Genomic DNA, 25,057 nt, shown 5'->3' with positions numbered 1-25,057 from the left:
TGACATGCCGAAGCATTACCTCTTCCTGATCGCCGCCATTATCTCTGAAGTGATCGGCACAACGGCCCTTAACGCCACGCAACAATTCACGCGCCCCCTGCCCTCGATCATCGTGGTCGTAGGCTATGGACTGGCCTTCTATTTCCTGACCCATGTGCTCAAGGTGATGCCCGTCGGCGTCGTCTATGCCATATGGTCGGGCCTCGGCGTCGTTCTGATCACCCTTTTCGGCCTCGTGATCTACGGCCAAAAAATCGACCTTGCGGCCGCAATTGGCATGTCAATGATCATCGCAGGTGTGATTGTCATCCACATGTTCTCCAAAACGGCCACGCATTAACCCACAAATTCACGAAATCAGTGTTTAGCGCTGGCCTTTTCAGTGAAAGGCCGTTACGCGCGGGACCAACAGTTTCTAGACGGACAGACGCACCTATGGATCTTCGCAATATCGCCATCATCGCGCACGTCGACCACGGCAAAACTACGCTGGTTGACGAGCTTCTCAAACAGTCGGGCACGTTCCGCGAAAACCAGGCGACGACCGAACGCGCCATGGACTCCAACGATCTGGAGCGCGAACGCGGCATTACCATTCTCGCGAAGGCAACTTCGGTCGAGTGGAAAGGCCACCGCATCAACATCGTCGACACGCCCGGTCACGCCGACTTCGGCGCCGAGGTTGAGCGCATTCTCTCGATGGTGGACGGCGTAGTTCTCCTCGTCGACGCTGCCGAAGGCCCGATGCCGCAGACCAAATTCGTGACCTCCAAGGCGCTCGCCCTCGGCCTGCGTCCGATTGTGGTTCTGAACAAAGTCGACAAGCCGGACGCAGAACCGGATCGCGCGCTGGACGAGTGTTTCGACCTTTTCGCCTCCCTCGACGCAGACGACGACCAACTCGACTTCCCGCACCTCTACGCCTCCGGTCGTTCCGGCTGGTGTGACACAGAACTTGACGGCCCGCGCAAGAACCTCGACGCGCTGTTTAACCTGATCCTGAACCACGTTCCGGCTCCGAAACAGCTCAAGCATCAGGACGAGCCGTTCAAAATGCTCGCCACCACGCTGGGCTCCGACCCGTTCCTGGGCCGCCTGCTCACCGGTCGCGTTGAAAGCGGCAAGATCAAAGCCGGCGCCACCGTGCAGGCCCTGACCCGCAACGGTCAGAAGATCGAACAGTTCCAGGTCAAAAAGATTCAGGCCTTCCGCGGTCTCGCCATGGCTGAGATTGACGAAGCGATTGCAGGTGACATCGTGTCCCTCTCTGGCATGACGAAAGCCACCGTGTCCGACACGCTCTGTGCGCTCGAAGTTGAAGAGCCGCTCGAAGCCCAGCCGATCGATCCGCCGACCATCACCGTCACCTTCGGTATCAACGACAGCCCGCTGGCCGGTCGCGAAGGCAAAAAGGTTCAGTCCCGCGTGATCCGTGACCGTCTCGTGAAAGAAGCCGAGACCAACGTCGCAATCAAAGTCAAAGACACCCCCGGTGGCGAAGCCTTTGAGGTTTCCGGCCGTGGCGAACTTCAGATGGGCGTTCTCATCGAGAACATGCGCCGCGAAGGCTTTGAGCTTTCGATCTCCCGCCCGCAGGTGATCATGAAAGAAGAAGACGGTCAGCGCATGGAGCCGATCGAAGAAGTCACCGTGGACGTGGATGACGAATACTCCGGCGCGGTGATCGAGAAACTCACAGGCGCCCGCAAAGGCGATCTCACCGAGATGAAGCAGCAGAACGGCAAAACGCGCATCATCGCGCACGTCCCGTCCCGCGGTCTCATCGGCTATCACGGTGAATTCCTTACCGACACCCGCGGCACCGGCGTTCTCAACCGTGTGTTCCACGGCTGGGCAGCCTACAAGGGTCCGATCCCGGGCCGTCGTCAGGGTGTTCTGATCTCGATGGAAGATGGTGAATCCGTGGCCTACGCGCTCTGGAACCTCGAAGAGCGCGGCAAACTGTTCACCGGCGCTCAGGCGAAGGTCTACCAAGGCATGATCATCGGCGAGCACTCCCGTGACAACGATCTCGAAGTGAACCCGCTCAAAGGTAAGAAGCTCACCAACGTGCGCGCCTCCGGCACCGACGACGCTGTGCGTTTGACTACACCGACCACTCTGTCGCTCGAAGAGGCCATTGCCTACATCAACGACGACGAACTCGTCGAAGTGACGCCGGAAAGCGTCCGCCTGCGCAAACGCTACCTCGACCCGCACGAGCGCAAGCGTCACGCCAAAGCGGCTCAGCTCTGATACTGAGTATTTTCGCCAAGAAGAAGACAAGGCTCGCCCTCACCGGCGGGCCTTTTCGCATTCATGCGCAGAGTGTGTGCGACGGAAAGCCTTAGGATTTGAGCGTGATTGCGCTATCTTCTGTCTCAAAGGAGACCAGAGATGCGTAAGATCCAGACCCAAGGGGTTCATCACATCACCATCACCGGTGCGGACCGGCAATCCACGATCGACTTTTGGGAAGGCGTGCTCGGGATGCCGTTCGTCTTTGATCAGCCGAACCTGGATGATGCCGATCAGGGACATCTTTACTTCGATCCGGGTGACGGGCGTCTGATCACGGTTTTCACCGCCGAGGATCGCAAGCCCGGTCGTCACCGCATCGATCAGGGACCGGGGTCCCTGCACCACCTCGCGTTCAATGTGTCGAAAGTGACGTTTGATCAGGTGGTCGAGCGGCTCGATGCACGCGGGATCAAACATTCCGGTGTAAAGGATCGCGGCTTCATGGACTCGATCTATTTCCGCGAACCTAACGGGATGCTGATTGAACTCGCGAGTTATCGTTTCGAACCGCCGCTCGGGTATACGCACACCGACGTCCTTCACCGCGCGCATTTGATCCGCGTGAAGGCAGGCGACGGGCATATCGATAAGATACACCTCGCGGATGCGATTGAAGAGTTGGTCACAGAGGGAACAAACACCCTATCGTCGGACCGGAGCCCGAAAAATCCGTTCAAATGATATGAACGAGAAGGAATGAAAAAAGGCGCGGATCTTTCCGCGCCTTTTTCGATTCAAGTGATCTCAGAGACTTATTCTTCGATCTCGATCACGACGATGTCACGCTCGGATGCACCATTCGCGTGGCTTAGGGCCTCTTGGTATTCCGGGCTCTCGTAACAAGCGACAGCCGCCTCGACGCTATCGAAGCGCGTCACGACGTTGCGCGGGCGGTCATTGCCCTCAAGCTGGACGTAGCGGCCACCACGGGCGAGGAATTTACCGCCGTGTTTCGCGATCGCCGGACCCGCCAATTTGGCGTAGCGGCCGTAGGCGTCCTCGTCGGTAACTTTAATGTTCGCAATCCAAAGAGCTGGCATCGGTTATCCTTTCAAAAGAGTTTCGGCTGCCGCAATCGCAGCGTCAGCGCCGGAGAAATCCTTGCCCCCGCCCTGCGCCATGTCCGGACGGCCACCGCCGCCCTTGCCACCCACGGCGGGCACAGCGGCTTTGAGCACATCCACAGCGGAGACTTTGTCGGTCAGATCGTCGGTCACACCACAGGCGACAGCGACTTTGCCGTCTTCTTCGGCGATCAGCAGGATCACACCGGTTCCGAGGTTGCTCTTGTGCGCGTCGATCAGACCGCGAAGGTCCTTGCCGGACACACCCTGAAGCGCCTGAGCGAGGAACGGAATGCCGTTCACATCTTTTGCAGACACACCGCCACCGGACCCACCGCCCATAGCGATCTGTTGTTTGAGGTTGGCGACCTCTTGTTCGAGCTTCTTGCGCTCATCCGCGAGGGATTTCACCCGCTCAACCACTTCGGAAATCGGGGTTTTGAGCAGGCTCGCAACCTCCTGGGCGCGGTTGGCCTCAAGCGCGAGATGATCCAAAGCGGCCTGACCCGTCAGGGCCTCGATCCGGCGCACACCGGCGGAGGAGGCACTGTCGCCCAAGATCACGCAGAGGCCAATATCGCCCGTACGCTTCACATGGGTGCCGCCGCAAAGTTCGAGGGAGTAGGTCTGACCATCAGCACCTTTGCCGGTGTCAGCGCGACCCATCGAGACCACACGGACCTCTTCGCCATACTTCTCCCCAAACAGCGCCTGAGCGCCGAGGGCGCGGGCGTCATCCGGGGTCATGATACGGGTTTCAACCGGCGTGTTCTGGCGAATGAACGCGTTCACGTCGCTCTCGACCTTGGAAATTTCTTCCGCAGAGAGGCCTTTGGCGTGCGAGAAGTCGAAACGCAGACGATCCGGCGCGTTGAGCGAGCCGCGCTGCGCCACGTGATCGCCGAGCGTCTCACGGAGCGCTTCGTGCAGCAGGTGCGTCGCGGAGTGGTTTGCGCGGATAGCACCACGGCGTGTGTGTTCCACTTCGAGCGCAGCGGGTTCGCCCACTTTGATCGTGCCGGTCTCGACAGTTGCGAAGTGAATGAACACACCCGCGACCTTTTTCGTGTCGGTGACTTTCGCGATGGATTTCTCCACACGGATCACGCCGGTATCGCCGACCTGACCGCCGGACTCCGCATAGAACGGAGTCTGGTTGACGACGATCTGAACCGTGTCGCCCTCTTTGACCTCATCGACACGCGCACCGTCTTTGACGAGCGCGACAATCTCGCCCTCGGCTTTCTCGGTGTCATAGCCAAGGAATTCGGTCGTGCCTTTGTCCTCTGCGATGTCGTACCAAACGGTCGCGTCAGCCGTTTCTCCGGAGCCGGCCCACGCGGCGCGCGCTTTTGCCTTTTGCTCTGCCATGGCGGCATCGAACCCGTCGGTGTCGACCTCGACCCCCTTCTCGCGCAGAGCATCCTGCGTGAGATCGAGCGGGAAGCCGTAGGTGTCGTAGAGCTTGAACGCAGCCTCACCTGGGAGTTTGTCCCCCTCCGGCAGATCGGTGAGTTCGTCTTCTAGCAGCTTGAGACCGCGATCCAGCGTTTGGATAAAGCGGGTTTCTTCGAGCTTGAGCGTCTCTTCGATCATCGACTGACCGGTACGCAGTTCCGGATAGGCATCGCCCATCTGACGCACGAGTTCCGGCACGAGTTTGTGCATGATCGGGTCTTTCGCACCGAGAAGGTGCGCGTGACGCATGGCGCGGCGCATGATCCGGCGCAGCACATAACCGCGGCCCTCGTTCGACGGCATCACACCGTCGGCAATGAGGAAGGACGTGGACCGCAGGTGGTCCGCGATCACGCGGTGATGCACGTTCTTCTCACCAAACGGATCGACAGAGGTCGCATGTGCGGAGGCCTCAATCAGAGACTTCATCAGATCGGTGTCATAGTTGTCGTGGCTGCCCTGCAAAAGCGCTGCAATGCGTTCGAGGCCCATACCGGTGTCGATGGACTGCATGTCCAACTCGGTCATCGAACCGTCAGCGAACCGCTCGTTCTGCATGAACACAACGTTCCAGATTTCGATGAACCGGTCGCCGTCCTCTTCCGGAGAACCCGGAGGGCCGCCCCAGATGTGATCGCCGTGGTCGTAGAAAATCTCGGTGCACGGGCCGCACGGACCTGTGTCGCCCATCTGCCAGAAATTGTCAGAGGTCGCGATGCGGATGATGCGCTCTTCCGGCACACCGACCTTTTTCCAGATCTCGAACGCCTCGTCATCCGTGTGGTAGACGGTCGTGTAGAGCTTGTCCTTCGGGATATCGAAATCCTTGGTGATCAGCTCCCATGCGAACGGAATGGCTTCGTTTTTGAAGTAATCGCCAAAGGAGAAGTTGCCGAGCATCTCGAAGAACGTATGGTGGCGAGCGGTATAGCCCACGTTATCGAGGTCGTTGTGCTTGCCCCCTGCGCGCACGCATTTCTGCGCGGTGGTCGCGCGGACGTAATCACGCTTTTCCAGACCGGTGAAGCAGTTCTTGAACTGCACCATGCCGGAGTTGGTGAACATCAGGGTCGGGTCGTTGCGCGGCACGAGCGGCGAGCTCGGCACAACGGTGTGACCATTGCGTTCGAAGTAGTTGAGGAAGGTGGAGCGGATATCGTTCACACTTGGCATCTATGGGCACTTCCTTAGGGAATTATCGGCGTTCGGGATGGTTTACCGCTCCAACGCAGGGCTGTCCATAAGCCCAAAAGGCCAAGCGGCCCGTTTTTCATAGAAAAAGGCGCGCAAGCGGGTGCTGCGCGCCTGTTTGAATTCACGAATGGACGGTCTTATTCGTCGCCGTCCAGAACGTCGTCGTGGTCGAATTCATCGCCAAGATCGAAATCGAGACCATGCGCGGCGCGGATCTTGTCTTCGATCTCGAGCGCCATGTGGTTATTTTCCTTGAGGAAGCGTTTGGCATTCTCACGGCCCTGCCCGATCCGCTCGTCCCCGTAGGAGAACCACGCGCCGGATTTGTCGACAACGCCCGCTTTCACACCGAGATCGAGAAGCTCACCGGTTTTGGAAATGCCTTCGCCGTACATGATGTCGAATTCAACCTGCTTGAACGGCGGAGCAACTTTGTTTTTCACGACCTTTACGCGGGTCTCGTTGCCAACGACCTCATCTCGGTCCTTGATGGAGCCGATGCGACGGATGTCCATACGCACGGAAGAGTAGAATTTCAGCGCGTTACCGCCGGTGGTCGTTTCCGGAGACCCGAACATGACACCAATTTTCATCCGGATCTGGTTGATGAAGATCACGGTGCATTTGGAACGGCTGATGGAGCCGGTGAGTTTGCGCATTGCCTGAGACATCAAACGCGCCTGCACACCCACGGAGCTATCGCCCATATCGCCTTCAAGCTCGGATTTCGGTGTGAGCGCGGCCACGGAGTCGACGACCACGAGGCTCACAGCGCCGGACCGGACGAGCGTGTCAACGATTTCAAGCGCCTGCTCACCGGTGTCCGGCTGGGAAATCAGGAGCTCATCCAGATCAACGCCGAGCTTCTTTGCATAGATCGGATCAAGCGCGTGTTCCGCATCGACAAAGGCACAAACGCCGCCTTTTTTCTGCTCTTCCGCAACGCAATGGAGCGTGAGCGTCGTTTTGCCCGAGGATTCAGGCCCGTAAATCTCGATGATGCGGCCCTTCGGAATGCCACCGATCCCGAGTGCGATATCGAGACCGAGAGAGCCGGTCGAGGTCGCCTCAATCTCTTGGACCGGATTGTCGGCGCCAAGCTTCATGATCGAGCCTTTGCCAAACTGCCGTTCGATCTGTGCCAGCGCGCTTTCGAGCGCCTTCTGCTTGTCGCCTGTCTGTTTGCCGTCGTTCTTTGCCATTGCCTTGGTCGCCGTTGCCATCAATTTGCTTCCTTATTTCACACCCGTCAGACACCGGCAATCACGCAAATCGGAACTGCTCTGAACGGGACGTTTGTTCGCCTCTTGTTCTCACAATCCGTTATGAGCACAAAATAAGAACATTTCAACTTAAATTTCTGAAATCAGCATGCGGCCAACTTGGTTAATGTGGCGTTACCGTCCTCAAAAAACCCGCATCTCGCCCGATGAACCGTGTGAAGTATGCGGCGTAGAGGTTTGTATTCTCACCGCAATTGCGCCTGAACGGTCGCAGTCAACTCAGACAATGAGAAAGGTTTCGGCAAGAAGACGGAGTTTGGAATGCGGGCCTGCTGTTCCGAAAAATGGTCCTCGGCATAGCCTGAGACGAAAACAACTTTCACACCTGGCCGTGCCTCAAGCGCTTCCGACACCCAACTCGGCCCATCCATTCCAGGCATAATGACGTCCGACACAAAGACATCGATGTGCAGGCTGCCGTCGTCTAGAATTTCGAGCGCCTCTTCTGCGCTTTCGGCTTCGATCACCGTGTAACCGCGCAAACGCAATGCGCGTGAGGCAAAGGCCCGAACAGGTGCTTCATCTTCGACGAGCAGGACAATGCCGGAGCCGCGTTCCTGAGACACCGTTTCCGCACCTTCGGCGACGGGCGCGGGCGCGATAGGCTGCTCCGGAACGGCGTAGGCCGGAAGGAAGATCGTAAAGGACGTGCCTGTTCCAACAACGCTATCGACAAAGATAAAGCCGCCGGTTTGTTTGATGATGCCATAGGCGGTCGAAAGGCCAAGTCCCGTCCCCTCACCCGTGCGCTTGGTCGTAAAGAATGGCTCGAACACCTTTTGCAGTTTGTCAGGCGCGATCCCGACACCCTGATCGGCTACCGTGACGACCACGTAATCACCCGGGGCAAGGGTCGCACGGTCACGCGTGAAGGGCGCTGCCACGATCTCATTGCGTGTTTCGATCCGAATCTTCCCACCCGACGGCATCGCGTCGCGCGCATTCACGACAAGGTTCATAATCACCTGTTCGAGCTGCCTCTTATCAGCCCGGATGGGCAGCAACCCCGTGTCGTGGTCAAGCGTCAGGGTGATTTTCTCGCCCACGAGGCGATTCAAGAGATGGGTCAAATCCGCGAGCGTATCGCGCATATCGACAACCTCGGGTTTGAGCGTCTGCTTGCGAGAAAACGCGAGGAGTTGTCCAACGAGCGACGCCGCACGGTTCGCATTCTGGTGGATTTGAACGAGGTCGCCGTAATCCGGATCAGACTGATCATGCCGCAACAGCAACAAGTCGCAATGCCCTGAAATCGCAGTCAAAAGGTTGTTGAAATCGTGCGCGACACCACCGGCGAGTTGGCCGATTGCCTGCATCTTTTGAGATTGCACGAACTGGGCCTCAAGCGACTTGAGCTCGGTCGCGTCAGAGAGCACGGCGATCAGTTCGCGACCGCCCTCTTTGCACTCGACGCGCTTCAGAGAGATTTGGATAAACATATCGGTTTGGGGACGAGACGCACGGACGAACTCTGGCTTCCGCCCCCGCCCGGATGCGACGTCGTTCACCCAGTCCTGCACCGGCCGGCCAAGGCCCTCAACCAAATCCCCGAGCCGCAAGCTGTCATGAGACGGGATCGCCAACAACTCTCGCGCATGTAGGTTCGACTCCAGAATCCGTCCATCTTCGGCCACTTTCAAAAGCGCGACGGGCAGACCGTCCAAAGGCTCCCACGACCCAACCGAAGGTGCGGTCGCAGGGAGAAAATAGACGTCCTTCTTCTCAGAGTTCGCGCGCTGAACCTCGGAAATGCGGGCGTAGACCCGGCCCTCGGCAGTCGTGAGACTGTGCACATCACCATGGCGGAGCGGCAGATCCAAGACAAAGCGATCAAGCGACCGAAAGCGTTGCCCGACGAGCGCGATCATGGCGTCGTTCATCTCCAGAACCGCCCCGTGCGCCCCGAGCGTAACACAGGGGAGTGGCGCCGAATTGAGGTCTTGGGCACTGGGATCCGACCTCATTTCTTCGAGGCGCCAAAGATAGGTGTCATGTCCCGCATCGTGGACAGACAAACGCAGGTGCCCCTGCCGAGTCACGACATCTTCTCGGGCAAACCCGTTCGCTCTGGCCGCAGATTGCAAGCGAGCCATCGTCGAGGACGGCGCGGCGAACATATCTTCCAACGCACCCAACAGCGGCTCTCCACCCGCGCCGCCAAAGCGCGCAACCGCGGCGCTGTTTTCAAATTCCACGAGGCCGTCAGCATTGGTGACAAACACCGGCGCCCCGTCGTTTTCGACGAATTTCGGCAAAGACCCCGCGAATTCTGAGACAGTCGCCGCGCGACGCGACGCCCAGACACAGAGAAGCACTGTCCAGAGCAACACGGCACCCGCCACAGACGCGATGGTCCGGACATAGGGTCCGTCTATCGAGAGGGCTGACACACATAAGAGGATGCCGAAAATCCCGAAAGCTGTTCTATAGGGCGCGAGTTTGTTCACTCCCGTCACAAATGGTTCTGCCGTCGCTTCAAGCACCCTACATCCCTCATGCAAAGGTCGTCACCGTTTACCGAAACCGGCCAAAACGCTCACGTTCACAGCGTTATGGCCACTCAGCACTTAACAGCGGATTAATCCGCATCCGGAAAACGTTAGGATGGAAGCAACTCTCCGTAAAGTTGTATTTTTTGAAATATACAATTTAGGAGTGCATTCGCTCTAATTTGCCTTGGAAAAGACCGCATAGAAAAAGCCATCACCACCCTCAAGCGGCGAAATCGTCCGGCTTTTGAGCATGGTAAATTCCGGGTGCGCCTCAAGGAATTTCTCCGCCTGCGCATCGTTCTCTGCTTTGAACAGAGAACAGGTCGCATAGGCGAGCACCCCGCCCTCAGCGACCATCGGCGCAACTTTTTCGAGAATGTCCGCCTGAATACGCGTCAAATGATTAAGCCTGTCCTGCGTCAGCACCCACTTGCCTTGTGGACTGCGGGCAAAGGCGCCGGAGCCGGAACAGGGCACATCACACAGAACGAGATCGTAATCGGAGCCAAGCTCGGACGTGCGGGCGGTTTGGATCTTGATCCCTGCCCGAGAGGCGCGCGGGGCGATGTCTTGCATCCGCGCAAAGTCGGCATCATGGGCCGTGATGTCCAGATGCGCACGTGCGCCCATGGCGAGCGACTTGCCCCCACCGCCTGCACAATAGTCGAGAACCGACATGCCGTCCTGAAGCGGGAGTGCGTCGATAATGGCTTGCGATCCCGCGTCCTGTAGCTCGACAAGGCCCGTCAGATAGGCCTGTGACCGTGCGACAGCGCGCGCGCCTTTGGTAACCTTAAGTGCCGTTTCAGAGAGCGGGTGTGGCTCTGCTTCGATTCCGTCCTCGCTCAAATGCTCTAGGGCATTCCCAAGCGTGGACTTGCCGATATTTACGCGCAAATAGACGTCAGACCGCCCGCGTGTCCGCAAGAGAGCCGCATCGCGGTCCTCTCCAAGCGTCTCGGCATAGAGCGGCAAGAGCCAGTCGGGGCAATCGAGTTGGACGCCTAGCGGCGCATCAGTCAGATCAGCCTCGACAGCCCGCTCGTCATCGTTGAGAGGATGCGGGGCGAAGCGTTCTCCCGTGAAGAGCGTGGCCGGATCAGTGCCGGACGCACGAAGCGCGCCAATCATCAACTGACGACCTGACGGACGCCCTTCACCTGCCCCGCCGAGCCATGCGTAGGAACGTTTGCAGCGGATGGCCTCGAACACGTGATCGCGGATCGCGGCACGGTCCTTGGAGCCGGCAAAGCGGTGACCGCGCGCCCAGGTGGTGAGAACGCGTTCGGCATTTTCTCCGGCGAGCACATCGTCGAGAATCTCTATGGCGGCGGAAATACGGGCTGCTGGTGTCATATCTCACCCAAATCAGGCTATCGCACAAAAAGCAACGGCGGCCGAAGCCGCCGTGCACATTTCAATTCTCACGAATGAGAGATCAACCGATCCGGTAGTTCGGGCTTTCGCGGGTGATCTGCACATCGTGGACGTGGCTCTCTTTGAGACCCGCACCGGTGATCTTGGTGAAGCAGCAGTTCTTGTTCATCTCTGCCACGGTCGCACAGCCTGTGTAGCCCATGGCCGCGCGCAGACCGCCGACCATCTGGTGCAGAACGGTGCCGACCGGCCCTTTGTAGGGAACCTGACCTTCGATGCCCTCGGGAACCAGCTTGTCGGAGGCCGCGTCTTTTTGGAAGTAGCGGTCCGCAGAGCCGCGAGCCATCGCACCGAGAGAGCCCATACCACGGTAGGATTTGAAGGAACGACCCTGATAAAGGATCACTTCGCCCGGGGATTCATCCGTGCCCGCGATCATCGAGCCGACCATTGCACAGGACGCGCCCGCTGCGATGGCCTTCGCGAAGTCGCCGGAGAACTTTATGCCGCCGTCTGCGATGATCGGCACATCGCCCGCCGCTTTCGAACAGTCCATGATCGCCGTGAGCTGCGGAACGCCAACGCCTGCAACCATGCGGGTGGTGCAGATGGAGCCCGGGCCGATGCCGACCTTCACAGCGTCCGCACCGGCACCGATGAGGGCTTTGGTGGCTTCTGCCGTCGCGACGTTACCCGCAATGACCTGCACGTTGTCGCCGAAGGCTTTCTTCGCGCGCTCAACAGCAACGATCACGCCTTCGGAGTGGCCGTGGGCGGTGTCGATCACGATGATGTCGACGCCAGCGTCCACGAGTGCTTCGGAGCGGGCAAAGCCAGCGTCGCCCACAGAGGTCGCAGCAGCCACACGCAGGCGGCCAAGAGCGTCTTTGGAAGCGGACGGGTTGAGAACGGATTGTTCCGTGTCTTTGAGCGTCAGGAGACCCGTGAGGTGGCCGTCGGCGTCGGTCACGAGCAGCTTCTCGATCCGGCGCGCTTTCATGAGCGAAATGGCTTCATCGCGGTCGGCCGGTTCCTGAAGGATCGCGAGATTGTCGGAGGTCATCACCTGAGAGACGGGCGTGTCGTCCGAGGTCGCAAAGCGCATGTCACGGTTGGTGACGATGCCGACGATGCGACGCTCTTCGTCGATCACCGGGAAACCGGTGAAGTTGTACTGCGCGGACAGGGCTTTTGCGTCTGCAATCGTCTGCGTCGCGGTGAGTGTGACGGGGTTGTAGACGATCCCGCTCTCAAAACGTTTGACGCGGCGGACCTCGGTCGACTGGGCCTCGACATCAAGGTTCTTGTGGATCACGCCGATCCCGCCAGCCTGCGCCATGGCGATCGCCATGCGGGCCTCGGTCACAGTGTCCATCGCCGACGACAAAAGCGGGATGTTCAGCTGAATGGATTTGGTGACAAAAGTCTTTGTATCAGCCGTAGACGGCAGCACATTGGATGCAGCCGGAACAAGCAATACGTCATCGAAGGTAAGCGCCTCGCGAATCTCCATCGGGTCTCTCCATGGGGGATACGGTTTGGCACGTCCCTATTGCATGGATGCCCTGCAATGGAAAGGCCGTTTTGCCCGATACACGTTTATGTCACACAAGATTTAGGGCCGCGCTCCCGTGGGAGGCGGCCCATTTTCGAGTATTTTTGCCAAGAAGAAGGCTCAGACCGTGGCTGCGTTTGTGGCCTTTGCGAGTTTCCCTTTGGTCCAGAGCTGCATGATTTTCGAGGCGATGTAGAAAATTGCGAGTGTTGCCACGACGAGTTCGAGGCCGCCGATGATGCGGAACGGTGTCGGTTGGAAGGTGGCAGCGGAGAACATCAGGTTTGCGAAGGCAGCCAGTGGGAAGGTGAACGCGCCCCAGAGCGCAGTGAAGTCGGCTTTAGTCAAATAGCGGAATGAGGCCAGATAGACGGCGAAGGCGGTCAGACCGATCCAACCGAAGGCAAGGGCCAGTGTGCTATAGCCAAGAAGCGTGGCAACGATGCCAAAGAGCGCCACGGGAGCCAGATGGATCGCCAGAAGCGGGCGCAGGGGCGGCGGCACGTCGGATTTGGCGAATTGAATGGCAGAGATCACCCAAATTGCGCCTGCGATCGGTAAGGTTGTTGAGAAGATGATCTCGGACAGGCCGGTCCAGCCAAGAGGGACTGCCGCCAATGGAGCGATGATGAAGCCGACAAAAGACAGGTGCCAGACAGGCGTCACGCGGCGTTGTTCTGCGGGGCCACGGGCCATGCCGAGGATGATGGCGAAGGCAACGAAGGCGTGGGCGAACAAGGCGATGGTGAGGACGGCTTTCGCGAAGGTCGGGCTATAGGGCACCATGGTTGCCGCGAAGAGAAAGCCAGAGGCGGACATAGCAGACAGGCCTGCGCGGCCCGGCAGGATTTTCGCGTCTTCAAAGATCACACTGAACCGGCGCGACATTTTTGCGAGATAAGTGACGAGTGCAAAAATGTAGAGCAAAGAGATGGCGCCGAGGAGCATTTCCCCGATCCAGTCAGGCGCCTGCAGGATTTTGGCAGCGTTTCGCCAGCCAAGTCCCAGCCCGAACAGGCCGAGGATCGGCGGGAAGATCGCGGGCGGAGTCGCGCGCCAGAGACCTTGCGGTGGCGCGTTAAAGGGTTTGGGCATGATGCGAGGCGGGGTCTGGGACATGGGCGCAGGCCTTCAAGGATATATTTTGGTTACTGAATATCACCCTGATAGCGCCTGCGAAAGCCCTGCCCGACGCGCCGCGTTGTCGCGGGTGTCAGGCCATCAAAAAAGGCGACCGGAGGCCGCCTTTCTGTCGTTTCTCAATCCTTCGGTCGCATCGATAGCCCGTCCGCGAAGAGATGGACTTTATCGGGCTCTGCAGTCAGACGCACCGTTTCGCCCTTCAGATTGGCGTGGATGCCTGGCAGTTTCGCGATGACCGGCGCGTTGCCGCGTTCGGCGACGAAGTAGAGCAAGGTTACTTCGCCAAGCGCCTCGACCACATCCACAACCCCATCGAGGATACAGTCGCCGTCGGCGAGAAGCATATCCTCCGGGCGCACACCGATATTCACGCGGCGACCGAGGTCTTCGGGCGCAGTGGGCACATTGGAAACGGCGACGCCCTCCCCGTCCAAATTCACTTTGGTCATCGGGCCGGTCTCTACGATTTCGCCGGGGAGCAGGTTCATGGACGGGGAGCCGATGAATTGGGCCACGAATTCGTTGTCCGGACGTTCATAGAGTTCGAGCGGAGAGCCGACCTGCGCGATACCTTTGTTCGCGAGCACGACGATCCGGTCGGCCAAGGTCATGGCCTCCACTTGGTCATGGGTCACGTAGATCATGGTGCTATCCGGCATCGACTCCTTGAGTTGCGCGATTTCGAGACGGGTCGCCACGCGCAGCGCTGCGTCGAGGTTGGAGAGCGGTTCATCAAAAAGATAGACCTTTGGATCGCGCACGATACAGCGACCGATGGCGACACGCTGACGCTGACCGCCGGAGAGGGCTTTGGGCAGACGGTCGAGATAGTCTTCGAGCTGGAGAATGCCCGCAGCCTTCATCACGGCCTCATGGATTTCCTCTTTGCTCTTTTTGGCGAGCTTCAGAGAGAAGGCCATGTTGTCGTAGACCGTCATATGCGGATAGAGCGCGTAGCTCTGGAACACCATCGCGATGCCGCGCTGTGCGGGCGGGACATCGTTCATGCGCTCGCCGTCGATTTCCAAGGTGCCGCCGGAAATCCGCTCCAACCCTGCAATCATGCGGAGCAGCGTGGATTTCCCGCAGCCCGAAGGGCCAACGAAGACAATCAACTCACCGGTCGCGATGTCCAGATTGATGTCTTTGAGGACTTCGACCTTACCGCCATAGACCTTGGCGACATTTTCCAGTTTCAGATCTGCCATGTCTCTCTCCCTCGACCTCCTCAGCCTTCACGCAGCATAATCGCGGGCTGCCACGGGCCCAGATGCAGTTTGCCGTCCTCCATCGGAGAGGCGGAATTCAGTTCGCTGCCAACGGCATACCATGCACCCTTCGGCGCTTCGATCGTCGCGGGTTGATCCGACAGGTTGAAGGCGCAGAACAGCTCTTCCTTCGCGTCCTTGCGCAGGAAACTGAGACATGGCCCGTTCACCTGCATGTCGATCATATCGCCCGTCTTCAGTGCGCTGTGGGCGTGACGGAAAGCGATCGCACGGCGGTAGTGGTGGATGAGCGCACCGGGGTCTTCCTCGGACTGCGCAACAGCGTGCGAGACATGATCAGGGCTGACCGGCAACCACGTCCGCGCACTATCGGAAAAGCCGCCGTGATGCAGCGTCGCATCCCAGACCATCGGGGTGCGGCATCCGTCGCGCCCTTTGAAGTCAGGCCAGAACTTGATGCCATAAGGGTCTTGGAGATCTTCAAAGGCCACATCGGCCTCCGGCAGACCAAGTTCCTCACCCTCATAAATACAGGTCGAACCGCGCAGACACATCATCAGCGTCGTAAAGGCCCGCGCCCCTGCTCCGCCGAGGTTCCAGCGGGAGACGTGACGCACAACGTCGTGGTTCGAATAGGCCCAGCAGACCCAGCCGTCATGCGCGACCTCATCTACTTTGGTCATGATCTTTTTGATCTGCTCGGGTTTCGGCGTTTCGCCTGACAGCAGATCGAAGGCGTAGCACATGTGCATGAGATCATCGCCCGCCGTGTATTCCCCGACGATTTCCAGATCGCGCTGATCATCGCCCACTTCACCAACGGCGGCGGCGTTATACGGCTCCATCACAGCGCGCAATTTGCGCAGGAATTCAAGGTTTTCCGGGCGGGACTTGTCATAGACGTGGTCCTGCCATGTGTAGGGGTTCACCGCAGGCGCGGTCTTTGCCTGACGGTCCTCCGGCGCGAGCGGCGGGTTATCGCGAAGCTCGGCGTCATGAGTGTAGAAGTTGATCGTGTCGAGACGGAACCCGTCCACCCCGCGCTGCAACCAGAACTGCGCAACGTCGAGCAAGGCTTGCTGCACTTCCGGTTCGTGGAAGTTCAGGTCCGGCTGCTCCACGAGGAAGTTGTGCAGATAATATTGCAGACGACCGGCGTCCCACTGCCATGCGGAGCCACCGAAGATTGAGAGCCAATTGTTTGGCGGAGTGCCATCGGGCTTCGCATCGGCCCAGACATACCAGTTCGATTTCGGGTTGGTTTTGTCCTCACGGCTCTCCACAAACCACGGATGTTGATCGGAGGTGTGGCTCAGCACGAGGTCGATCATCACCTTGATCCCGAGGCTGTGCGCCGTGTCGATCACCGCGTCGAAATCGGCGAGTGAGCCGAACATCGGGTCAACGTCGCAATAGTCGGAAACGTCGTAGCCGAAGTCTTTCATCGGCGAGGTGAAGAAAGGCGAAATCCAGATCGCGTCTACTCCGAGGGACGCAATGTAGGGCAGACGGTGGACGATGCCGAGAAGGTCACCGATCCCGTCGTTGTTGCTGTCCTGAAACGAGCGCGGATAGATCTGGTAGATGACGGCACCGCGCCACCAGTCTTTCTCTCGGGTGAATCCGTCGGGGGAGGAAGCTGCTGCGTTCATAAGTAGTCTCTTTTGTTATTTCACGGACCCGGCCAGAAGGCCGCGCACGAGGTATTTCTGCATAAAGAAGAAGACGATCAGCGGCACGGAAATCGACACGAAGGCTGCCGTTGCCAGAATTTCCCAGTTGCCGCCACGCGTCCCCAACAGCTCGACAATCTGACGCGTCATCACGGTCGTTTCGCCGGAGCTATCAATGAGGAAAACGAGGGCCACGAGCAGATCGTTCCATGTCCACAGGAACTGGAAGATCGCGAACGAGGCCAGCGCGGGGAACGAGAGCGGCAGAATGATCTTGGTGAAAATCTGGAAATCCGTCGCCCCGTCCACACGGGCGTTCTCGATAATGTCTTTGGGTAGGCCGACCATATAGTTGCGCAGGAGGTAGATCGCCAGCGGCAGACCAAAGCCCGTATGCGCGAGCCACACCCCAAGATACCCCTTCCCGATCCCCACAGCGAGGTGGAGTTTCAAGAGCGGGATCAGCGCCAGTTGGAGCGGCACGACCAAGAGGCCGACAATGACCGCAATGAGGAGCGCACGGCCCGGAAAGTCCATCCATGCGAGCGCATAGGCCGCGAAGGCTGCGATCAGGATCGGAATGACAGTGGCCGGAATGGTCACTGTCAACGTATTGAAGAACGCCTTGGCCATGTTGTCCGTCGTCTGGCCGGAGAAGAGAACCGTGCGATAATTGTCGAGCGTAAAGCTCGGAGGGGTTTTCGTGGTCAGGAACACACGTTCGCCGCGCGATCCGGTGAATTCCACATCATTGAGGAGCGTATAGTCGCCATTGGCCTGAACGGTCAGACGACCGTCTTCGCCCATGTCGGCGGTGTCCCCCGCCTGATAGGCGTCAATCGCCCGCGAGGAAGTGCCCCAGACGGAAATCTCACCTGCCTTCTGGCCGCTTTCTTCAAAGAGGTTGCCCTCAATCACATAGCCGCCGTCAATCTGCTGCTGCGTTTCCGGCGCAGCCGTGCGGATCAGAGTGTTGATCTCTTGCGGGAACAGCGCCTTCCACCAACCAGACGTCGAAATCTGGTCCGCCGTGCGGAAGGATGAAATGAAGAGCCCGAAGGTCGGCAACAACCACAGGATAACGAGAGCGGCCACCGAGATATGGGTGAGCCAGACGAGGGTCGGTTTTTTACCGGCGACATTCTTCATTATCGGCTCCCCTCACTTCATCTCTTTGCGGGCGTTATAGACGTTCCAGACGAGGATCGGCGTCACAAGCAGCATGATCACCATCGCCGCGGCGGACCCGACGCCCCAGTCATTGGCGCGGAACATCTTGTCGTACATGTAGTTGGCGAGCACCTGCGTCTCCCACTGCCCGTTCGTCATCGCAAACACGATGTCGAAGACCTTGAGCACGACGATGGTGATGGTCGTCCAGACCACAACAATCGTGCCCATGATCTGCGGGACTTTGATTTTAAAGAAGATTTGGAACGGGTTGGCCCCGTCCACGATAGCGGCCTCGATGGTTTCTTCGGGCACACCACGGAGCGCCGCAGACAGGATCACCATCGCAAAGCCCGTCTGGATCCAGACCAGAACCACCATCAGGAAGAAGTTGTTCCAGAATGGCAGGGTCAGCCACTGCATCGGTTGGTCTCCACCCAAAGACAGGTAAAGCGCGTTGAGGATACCGATCTGTTCCGTGCCGAGCGGGCGCGCGTCATAAACGAGCTTCCAGATCACAGCGGCCCCGACAAAAGAGATTGCCATCGGCATAAAGATCAGGGATTTCGCAATCGCGCCCCAACGGATGCGGTCGGTCAACTGCGCAACCAGAAGGCCGAAGGCTGTCGACGCGGCAGGCACCACCAAGAGCCAGAGCGCATTGTTGCGGATTGCCTCCCAGAATTTGGGATCGGCTGTCATTTTTTGATAGTTCTCAAGCCCCACAAAGGCTCCACCCATATCGCGGTCCGTCAAAGACAGACGCATCGTTTCAACGACGGGATAGGCGAGATACAGGCCGAGCGCGAAAAGCGCCGGAAACAGGAAGAGCCAAGGCCGCACCATGTTCGCCCGGTTGATGTTCCGCCCTGCGTGCGGACCGCGCGCCGGAAAGATCACTTTGTCGAGGACGATGTTGGACGAGTAGAAATAGCCGATACAGGCGCCAACACCGATGACAATCGTCAAAAGCCCTTGAAGTGCCGGATGCATGAACGTCTCCCCTGAATACTGTCGCGGAGTTTCGCACTCCGTCATTCTGGCCCTGCGGTCTTAAAAATCGAGGCAGGAACACCCCGCCCCGAGAAGCGGGCGAGGTGCGTTATTAGCGTAAATTCAACGCGTTACTTAATGGCGTCCCAGCTAGACTGGATTTCTGCGGCGACTTCAGCGGCAGGTTTACCACCCGCATAGTCAACCATACCCGTCCAGAAGGACCCAGCACCCACGGCGCCCGGCATCAGGTCGGAGCCGTCAAAGCGGAAAGTCGTCGCATTCAGAAGAATGTCGTTCATTTTCTTCAGCGTCGGGTCGGAGAACACATCGGTGTTCACAGCTTTGTACGGGGTCAGGAAGCCTTTTTGGGCCATCCATGCTTCGTGCGCGTCGGTGGTTTTCAGGAATTCCACGAACTGGTGCGCAGCCGGGCTGTCGTTGGTGATGGCCCAGATGGTGCCAGCGCCGAGAACCGGTTTACCGAGGTCTTTGCCTTCATATGCCGGGAAGTAGAAGAAATCTGCATCTTCACCAAGCATAGTGCCTTCCGGGAAGAAAGCCGGAATGAAGGAAGCCATGCGGTGCATGTAGCACTGCGGCGGCACAGAGAAGAGACCTTTCGGGCTGTCGCGGAAGTCTGTGGACGCCACAGCGCCTGCCCCACCGGAGACATAGGCGTCATTGCGTGCGAACCAGCCGAATTCCTCGATCGCGGCCACAACGCGCGGATCGTCGAACGGCATTTCGTTGGTCACCCACTCGTCGTAGACTTCGGCAGGTTGGGTGCGGAGCATCATGTCCTCAACCCAGTCGGTGGCCGGCCAACCCGTTGCACCACCGGAGCCCAGACCGATACACCACGGCGTTTCACCGTCTGCCACGATCTGATCGGTGAGCGCTTTCAACTCTTCCATCGTCTCGGGCACATCGTATCCGGCGTCTTCAAAGTTCTCCGGAACATACCAAACGAGCGATTTCACATCGATTTTGTATGGGAAACCGTAAAGATGGTCTGCACCATCGTCGCCCGTGTAGGTGCCGAGTGCCGACCAGCTCTCACCAGCCGCATAGTTTTCTTCGAGCCACGCGGCGGTGCCGTCAGCCAGCGGGGTCAGGAACCCGCGCTTCGCCATATCGGCAGCGAGGCCCGGCTGCGGGAACACGGCGATGTTCGGGGCAGAGCCAGCTTCGGCATCAATCATAATTTGCTGCTCAAAGCTATCGGAGCCCACGTAAGCCACATCAAGGCCGGACTGCTCTTCAAATACATCGAGCACTTTCTCGACCATCACTTGGTCGGCGCCGATCCATGGGCCGGCAATTGTGAGATCCTGAGCGACGGCGCCACCTGCAGTAAGTGCAAGCACAGCTGCGCCCGTCATTAAAGTCTTTGTCATGTAAACCTCCCAGTTTCATACCCAGACTCGGGTTATGCTTCGATCCTAGCCCTCTAGAATGGAAAATCAAATATTCCGAGACTTTTCCAAAGCGCTTTGATACACGTCAAGGTGCGCACAAAGGAAATCGCATGTCAATCGTTTCGGACAGACCGCTCCCGACTGACGCAGCGACATCCCGCATCGCCTCCCCCGGCGCTTCGGGAGCCGCTGTCCACTTGCAAGACCCAAACGCGCATCTCCGCATCAGATGCTGCGCTTGCAAATATGCACAGGTTAAGGATTTTGCCACCACTCTTCCCCGAAACGCGCGAGACGGGCATAACACTAGACCAAACACCGCAGAACGCACGGAGCCACAATGAACCTGAAAGAGCTTTCCGACCTCTTGGGACTATCCCAGACCACCGTGTCCCGGGCTCTAAACGGCTATCCGGAAGTCTCTGAAAAAACGCGGGAAAAGGTTCTCAAAGCGGCACAAAAACACAACTACGCCCCGAACACGCGGGCGCGGAGCCTCGCTCTTGGTCGCAACCACATGGTCGGACATGTGATTCCCCTCTCGACCGAACATGAGATGGTGAATCCGGTCTTTGCTGACTTCATCGCAGGTGCGTCGGAGATCTATTCGCGCGAAAATTACGACATGCTCCTGACCGTCGTCCCTGACCCGAACGAAGAGGAAGCCTATCGCAAGATCGCTTCAAAGCGCTCTGTCGACGGCGTGATTGTGCACGGGCCGAGCGAAAACGACCCTCGGATCAAACTTTTGACCGAGATTGGGATGCCATTTGTCGTCCACGGGCGCTCTGGCGCTGTGACGGATCAGGACTATTCCTGGGTCGATATGGACAGCCGCCGCGCGTTTGAGCGCGCCACCCGCTTCCTCACCGATCTCGGCCATACCCGCATCGCGCTCCTCAATGGACTCGAACACATGGACTTCGCGATCAAGCGTCGCGAGGGCTATCGCAGCGCTCTGGAGACCGCCGGGCTGGCCGAAGATGAGAGCCTCTGCTTCAGCACGGAAATGACGGAAATGTATGGATATTCCGCGACATCTGCCTTGCTGGAGCGGGAAAACCCGCCAACCGCCCTGCTCGTTTCCTCAATCATCATCGGGCTCGGGGTGCGCCGCGCCGTTCACGAAGCGGGCCTGAAACTCGGCCAAGACATTTCTCTCATCGTCCATGACGACGATCTCTCCTATATCCGCAACGGCACCTCCGAGCCGATCTACACCGCGACCCGCTCTTCGGTCCGACTCGCCGGTCGCACCTGTGCGGAAATTCTCATGGAGCAGATCGCGAACCCAGACCGTCCGTCGCGTCACGTTTTGCTCGATACAGATCTGATCATTGGACATACGACCGGCCCCGCGCCGAAACGCTAATTTACGTTTGCGCTCACATCTCTAGACCCAAATGCTGCACTGCACACATCCGACGCGCCGCATTGCAGCACGTTTTCCAAAGCGCTTTGGCCTTGCCGGACGACCCTTGCGCTTCATATAAGGGGGAAAGATCCGCCCCGATTTCGGGGCCTCCAGAAAAGAAAGGGAGACACCATGGCGACCTCTCCGAATTTGACCCGCGCAGCCTTCCCAAAAGACTTCCGTTTTGGCGCCGCCACAGCGGCCTATCAGGTCGAAGGGCATAGTTTCGGCGGCGCAGGCACCTGTCACTGGGACACTTTCGCGGCCACGCCCGGAAATGTGCTGCGCGCAGAAGACGGGGCCATCGCCTGTGACCAGTATCACCGCTACGAAGAAGACATGGATCTTCTCAAAGCCGGCAACTTCGACGCCTACCGCTTTTCCACGAGCTGGTCGCGCGTGATGCCGGAGGGCCGCGGCCCAGTGAACCAAGAGGGCCTCGACTATTACGACCGCCTCGTGGATGCCATTCTGGAGCGCGGGCTGGAGCCACACGCGACGATCTACCACTGGGAATTGCCCTCTGCCCTCTCCGACCTCGGCGGCTGGACCCACCCCGACATCGCACAGTGGTTCGGCGACTTTGCGGAAATCATCGACGACAAAATCGGCGACCGCCTCGCCTCCGTCGCGACGATCAACGAACCGTGGTGCGTGTCCTACCTCTCTCACATGCTCGGCCACCACGCGCCGGGCCTGCGCAACATCCGCGCCGCTGCGCGCTCCATGCACCACGTCCTCAAGGCCCACGGTGAGGCAATCACCCGCCTGCGCGCCCGTGGCCGCGATAATCTCGGCATCGTCATCAATTTCGAGCACACTCAACCCGCGAGCGACGCCCCCGAAGACATCGCCGCCGCGACCCGTCAGGACGCCATCAACAACCGCTGGTTCATCGAAGCCGTGGCCAAAGGCCAGTATCCTACAGAGGCGCTCGAAGGGCTCGAAGCGCACCTGCCGAACGGTTGGCAAGACGATATGGCCGCGATCTCGCAGCCCATCGACTGGCTCGGCGTCAATTATTACTTCCGCCAACTCGTCGCACATGACGCCACCGAGACATGGCCCTCGACCAAACCGGTCCAAGGCCACCTTGCCACCACGCAAATGGGTTGGGAAATTCTGCCCGACGGTCTCTATGCGCTCCTGATGCGTCTCAAGAACGACTACGTCGGCGATCTCCCGATCATGGTGACCGAAAACGGCATGGCGTGGGACGATCATGTCAGGAACGGAATCGTCGAAGATTCGGAGCGCTGCGCCTACATTCGCGACCACATGGGCGCCATGCAGCGCGCAATTAATGATGGCGCTAACTTGACCGGCTTTTTTTATTGGTCTCTTCTGGACAACTATGAGTGGGCTTTCGGCTATGAACGTCGCTTCGGCATGATCCATGTCGACTTTGAGACGTTGAAACGAACGCCAAAAGCCTCGTATCACATGCTGAAAGACCTTCTAGCGCGGAGCTGATCCATGTCGAACCACCCTGCCAACACCCTCACGCTCGTTGCCGACATCGGCGGGACAAATACCCGCGTCGCGCTTGCTGATGGTGTCACGCTCCTGCCGGAGACGATCCGCAAGTATTCCAACGCCAAGTTTCCGGGCCTGGAAACGGTGCTGCGCCAGTATATCGAGGACGAGGGCGGGGTGGACTGCAAGGGCGCCTGTGTGGCTGTGGCGGGCCCTGTCCGCGATGGCGTCGGCACGATGACCAACCTCGACTGGACCATCGACCGCGACACGCTCCGCCGTGCAACGCAGGCGGAGCACCTGTCCATTCTCAATGACCTTCAGGCACAGGGGCACGCGCTCGGATTTATTGATGAGGCAGACATCACGACTGTGATCTCCGCGCCAGAAGCCTCACCTCATGCGGTGCGCCTCGTGATTGGTGTCGGGACGGGCTTCAACGCTGCACCCGTGTTCCAGACCGAGAAAGGACGTTTTGTTGCGCCGTCCGAGAGCGGGCATGCCAACCTGCCGATCCGCAATGAACAGGAACTTGCGCTCTGCAAATTCGTCGAAACCGCGCACGGCTTTCCGGCGGTTGAGGACGTGCTCTCGGGCCGCGGCCTCGAACGTGTCTATCTGTTCCTCGGCACCCAAGCCGGTGATCCGCACGAAAAGTCCGCCGCCGAGATCATGGCCTCAGTAGAGAACGGCTCGGACCCGCAGGCCACCGAAGCCGCGCGTCTCTTTGTCAAAATTCTCGGCACGGTGGTCGGAAACCTGTCGCTTGTGCAACTGCCATTTGGCGGTGTCTACCTCGCAGGTGGCGTGGCCCGCCACATGGCGCCCTATCTCGAACGGTTCAACTTTGTGGACGCCTTCCGGGACAAGGGGCGGTTTGCAGGCTTTATGAAGAACTTCTCCGTCTCCGTGATCGAGGACGACTATGCGGCCCTCACCGGCTGTGCATCGCACCTGCATAACCTCTACACCTGATCCAAGCGCGATCCCTCAAATTTTCAGTGGCGTCCTTCGGGGCGCCACTTTTGTTTTGTCCGGGAAAAAATTGGGCGGAGGTAACTCTGTCTTAACGGCATCCCCCTTACACAGGTCTGAAAGATCGCAAACGTAAGGGATATACCGATGTCGCGTCAGACTCAGATGACCGGAGCACAGAGATGACCACCTGTGTGCAGCTTTCCGACAGATTGGATTATCTCGCCGTCGGCCCTCTCCTATCTGAGTTGAAGGGCGTCACTGACGATGATCTGATCCTCGACGCGAGTGCTGTGCGTCATCTTGGCGCCCTGCCCCTACAGATATTGCTTTCCACAATCAAAACGCGCGCCGCCGCTGCCAAACGGACGACTTTGTCAGAGCCTTCCGACAGCTGCGTCGACGCGCTCGGCCTCTTTGGCTTTTCCCCTCAAACGCTGACCCAACCGGAGGCCTGGACATGAGCCTGAACGTCCTCGCTGTCGATGACAGCCGCACGATGCGAGATATGCTGAACCTCGCCCTCTCCTCGGCGGGCTTCACCGCCCATCTGGCCGAAGACGGCCTTCACGGCCTCGAAGTTCTCTCCGAGATCGAGCCGGACGTGATTATCACCGACATCAATATGCCCCGCATGGACGGCTTCGGTTTTATCGAGGCGCTTCGCTCGGATGACCGTTGGAGCCGCATCCCCATCCTCGTCCTGACCACCGAGAGCGCAGATGAACTGAAGGCAAAGGCACGCTCTGCGGGCGCGACAGGTTGGATCGTGAAACCGTTCGATCCGGCCAAGCTCGTCAAAGCCCTCCAGATGGTCGCAGGTTAAGCAGGAGGTCCTC

20 protein-coding genes are annotated in these 25,057 nt (G+C 58.9%); 8 read left to right on the top strand and 12 right to left on the bottom strand.

Annotation, left to right across the window (positions count from 1 at the left end):
- Positions 1–4 precede the first annotated feature (4 nt).
- From LA304_RS15965 to LA304_RS15955, 3 genes are all read left to right on the top strand, one after another.
- Positions 5–340, top strand: coding sequence for a DMT family transporter (locus LA304_RS15965; RefSeq protein WP_224504163.1), 336 nt, complete (start codon positions 5–7; stop codon positions 338–340).
- A gap of 95 nt (positions 341–435) precedes the next feature.
- Positions 436–2,256: a translational GTPase TypA gene (typA, locus tag LA304_RS15960; protein WP_224504162.1), complete on the top strand. Its 1,821-nt coding sequence runs from the start codon at positions 436–438 to the stop codon at positions 2,254–2,256.
- Between the two features lie 141 nt (positions 2,257–2,397).
- Entirely contained in the window at positions 2,398–2,982 is a 585-nt protein-coding gene (locus tag LA304_RS15955) for a VOC family protein (RefSeq protein WP_224504161.1), read from the top strand.
- A gap of 71 nt (positions 2,983–3,053) precedes the next feature.
- Here the strand turns inward: LA304_RS15955 and LA304_RS15950 are convergent, their stop codons facing one another.
- The 12 genes from LA304_RS15950 to LA304_RS15895 form a co-directional block, all read right to left on the bottom strand.
- On the bottom strand, positions 3,054–3,341 hold the full coding sequence (locus LA304_RS15950) for a DUF1330 domain-containing protein (protein ID WP_224504160.1): 288 nt from the start codon (positions 3,339–3,341) through the stop codon (positions 3,054–3,056).
- Positions 3,342–3,344: 3 nt separating this feature from the next.
- Entirely contained in the window at positions 3,345–5,996 is a 2,652-nt protein-coding gene (gene alaS / locus LA304_RS15945; RefSeq protein ID WP_224504159.1) for an alanine--tRNA ligase, read from the bottom strand.
- 158 nt (positions 5,997–6,154) lie between these two features.
- Complete coding sequence (gene recA / locus LA304_RS15940) at positions 6,155–7,240, bottom strand: recombinase RecA (protein ID WP_224504158.1); 1,086 nt, start codon at positions 7,238–7,240, stop codon at positions 6,155–6,157.
- 245 nt (positions 7,241–7,485) lie between these two features.
- Positions 7,486–9,783, bottom strand: a complete 2,298-nt coding sequence (locus tag LA304_RS15935) for a hybrid sensor histidine kinase/response regulator (protein WP_224504157.1) — start codon at positions 9,781–9,783, stop codon at positions 7,486–7,488.
- Between the two features lie 183 nt (positions 9,784–9,966).
- Positions 9,967–11,148 carry an RsmB/NOP family class I SAM-dependent RNA methyltransferase gene (locus tag LA304_RS15930; protein WP_224504156.1) on the bottom strand — a complete coding sequence of 394 codons (1,182 nt, stop codon included), beginning with the start codon at positions 11,146–11,148 and terminating at the stop codon, positions 9,967–9,969.
- An 82-nt stretch (positions 11,149–11,230) separates the two neighbouring features.
- Positions 11,231–12,682: an IMP dehydrogenase gene (gene guaB / locus LA304_RS15925; protein ID WP_224504155.1), complete on the bottom strand. Its 1,452-nt coding sequence runs from the start codon at positions 12,680–12,682 to the stop codon at positions 11,231–11,233.
- 162 nt (positions 12,683–12,844) lie between these two features.
- A complete protein-coding gene (locus tag LA304_RS15920) occupies positions 12,845–13,843 on the bottom strand; it encodes a TDT family transporter (protein WP_224504154.1) in 999 nt (332 codons plus the stop codon).
- 140 nt (positions 13,844–13,983) lie between these two features.
- Positions 13,984–15,075 carry an ABC transporter ATP-binding protein gene (locus tag LA304_RS15915; RefSeq protein ID WP_224504153.1) on the bottom strand — a complete coding sequence of 364 codons (1,092 nt, stop codon included), beginning with the start codon at positions 15,073–15,075 and terminating at the stop codon, positions 13,984–13,986.
- 20 nt (positions 15,076–15,095) lie between these two features.
- On the bottom strand, positions 15,096–16,748 hold the full coding sequence (locus LA304_RS15910; RefSeq protein WP_224504152.1) for an alpha-glucosidase: 1,653 nt from the start codon (positions 16,746–16,748) through the stop codon (positions 15,096–15,098).
- 15 nt (positions 16,749–16,763) lie between these two features.
- Positions 16,764–17,918 carry a carbohydrate ABC transporter permease gene (locus LA304_RS15905; protein ID WP_224504151.1) on the bottom strand — a complete coding sequence of 385 codons (1,155 nt, stop codon included), beginning with the start codon at positions 17,916–17,918 and terminating at the stop codon, positions 16,764–16,766.
- A 12-nt stretch (positions 17,919–17,930) separates the two neighbouring features.
- Complete coding sequence (locus LA304_RS15900) at positions 17,931–18,932, bottom strand: carbohydrate ABC transporter permease (protein ID WP_224504150.1); 1,002 nt, start codon at positions 18,930–18,932, stop codon at positions 17,931–17,933.
- A gap of 131 nt (positions 18,933–19,063) precedes the next feature.
- Positions 19,064–20,332 (bottom strand): ABC transporter substrate-binding protein, encoded by a 1,269-nt coding sequence (locus LA304_RS15895; RefSeq protein ID WP_224504149.1) that lies wholly within the window; start codon positions 20,330–20,332, stop codon positions 19,064–19,066.
- A 361-nt stretch (positions 20,333–20,693) separates the two neighbouring features.
- Here LA304_RS15895 and LA304_RS15890 point away from each other — a divergent pair, with 361 nt between their 5' ends.
- From LA304_RS15890 to LA304_RS15870, 5 genes are all read left to right on the top strand, one after another.
- Positions 20,694–21,725 carry a LacI family DNA-binding transcriptional regulator gene (locus LA304_RS15890; RefSeq protein ID WP_224504148.1) on the top strand — a complete coding sequence of 344 codons (1,032 nt, stop codon included), beginning with the start codon at positions 20,694–20,696 and terminating at the stop codon, positions 21,723–21,725.
- 174 nt (positions 21,726–21,899) lie between these two features.
- A complete protein-coding gene (locus LA304_RS15885) occupies positions 21,900–23,240 on the top strand; it encodes a GH1 family beta-glucosidase (RefSeq protein WP_224504147.1) in 1,341 nt (446 codons plus the stop codon).
- Positions 23,241–23,243: 3 nt separating this feature from the next.
- Complete coding sequence (locus tag LA304_RS15880; protein WP_224504146.1) at positions 23,244–24,218, top strand: glucokinase; 975 nt, start codon at positions 23,244–23,246, stop codon at positions 24,216–24,218.
- 182 nt (positions 24,219–24,400) lie between these two features.
- A complete protein-coding gene (locus LA304_RS15875) occupies positions 24,401–24,682 on the top strand; it encodes a hypothetical protein (RefSeq protein WP_224504145.1) in 282 nt (93 codons plus the stop codon).
- Positions 24,679–25,044, top strand: a complete 366-nt coding sequence (locus LA304_RS15870) for a response regulator (RefSeq protein WP_224504144.1) — start codon at positions 24,679–24,681, stop codon at positions 25,042–25,044. Before LA304_RS15875 ends, LA304_RS15870 begins: the two co-directional genes overlap by 4 nt.
- Positions 25,045–25,057: the final 13 nt, after the last annotated feature.

Origin of the sequence: Celeribacter litoreus (assembly GCF_020165855.1) — a bacterium.
Taxonomy (GTDB): domain Bacteria; phylum Pseudomonadota; class Alphaproteobacteria; order Rhodobacterales; family Rhodobacteraceae; genus Celeribacter; species Celeribacter litoreus.
Note: the sequence above shows the minus strand (reverse complement) of the source record. Positions and strands in the feature narration are given on the sequence as shown.

Coding starts and splice junctions, on each gene's coding strand:
- LA304_RS15965 (WP_224504163.1), top strand. CDS start 5: ATGCCGAAGCATTACCTCTTCCTGATCGCCGCCATTATCTCTGAAGTG.
- typA (WP_224504162.1), top strand. CDS start 436: ATGGATCTTCGCAATATCGCCATCATCGCGCACGTCGACCACGGCAAA.
- LA304_RS15955 (WP_224504161.1), top strand. CDS start 2,398: ATGCGTAAGATCCAGACCCAAGGGGTTCATCACATCACCATCACCGGT.
- LA304_RS15950 (WP_224504160.1), bottom strand. CDS start 3,341: ATGCCAGCTCTTTGGATTGCGAACATTAAAGTTACCGACGAGGACGCC.
- alaS (WP_224504159.1), bottom strand. CDS start 5,996: ATGCCAAGTGTGAACGATATCCGCTCCACCTTCCTCAACTACTTCGAA.
- recA (WP_224504158.1), bottom strand. CDS start 7,240: ATGGCAACGGCGACCAAGGCAATGGCAAAGAACGACGGCAAACAGACA.
- LA304_RS15930 (WP_224504156.1), bottom strand. CDS start 11,148: ATGACACCAGCAGCCCGTATTTCCGCCGCCATAGAGATTCTCGACGAT.
- guaB (WP_224504155.1), bottom strand. CDS start 12,682: ATGGAGATTCGCGAGGCGCTTACCTTCGATGACGTATTGCTTGTTCCG.
- LA304_RS15920 (WP_224504154.1), bottom strand. CDS start 13,843: ATGTCCCAGACCCCGCCTCGCATCATGCCCAAACCCTTTAACGCGCCA.
- LA304_RS15915 (WP_224504153.1), bottom strand. CDS start 15,075: ATGGCAGATCTGAAACTGGAAAATGTCGCCAAGGTCTATGGCGGTAAG.
- LA304_RS15910 (WP_224504152.1), bottom strand. CDS start 16,748: ATGAACGCAGCAGCTTCCTCCCCCGACGGATTCACCCGAGAGAAAGAC.
- LA304_RS15905 (WP_224504151.1), bottom strand. CDS start 17,918: ATGAAGAATGTCGCCGGTAAAAAACCGACCCTCGTCTGGCTCACCCAT.
- LA304_RS15900 (WP_224504150.1), bottom strand. CDS start 18,932: ATGCATCCGGCACTTCAAGGGCTTTTGACGATTGTCATCGGTGTTGGC.
- LA304_RS15895 (WP_224504149.1), bottom strand. CDS start 20,332: ATGACAAAGACTTTAATGACGGGCGCAGCTGTGCTTGCACTTACTGCA.
- LA304_RS15890 (WP_224504148.1), top strand. CDS start 20,694: ATGAACCTGAAAGAGCTTTCCGACCTCTTGGGACTATCCCAGACCACC.
- LA304_RS15885 (WP_224504147.1), top strand. CDS start 21,900: ATGGCGACCTCTCCGAATTTGACCCGCGCAGCCTTCCCAAAAGACTTC.
- LA304_RS15880 (WP_224504146.1), top strand. CDS start 23,244: ATGTCGAACCACCCTGCCAACACCCTCACGCTCGTTGCCGACATCGGC.
- LA304_RS15875 (WP_224504145.1), top strand. CDS start 24,401: ATGACCACCTGTGTGCAGCTTTCCGACAGATTGGATTATCTCGCCGTC.
- LA304_RS15870 (WP_224504144.1), top strand. CDS start 24,679: ATGAGCCTGAACGTCCTCGCTGTCGATGACAGCCGCACGATGCGAGAT.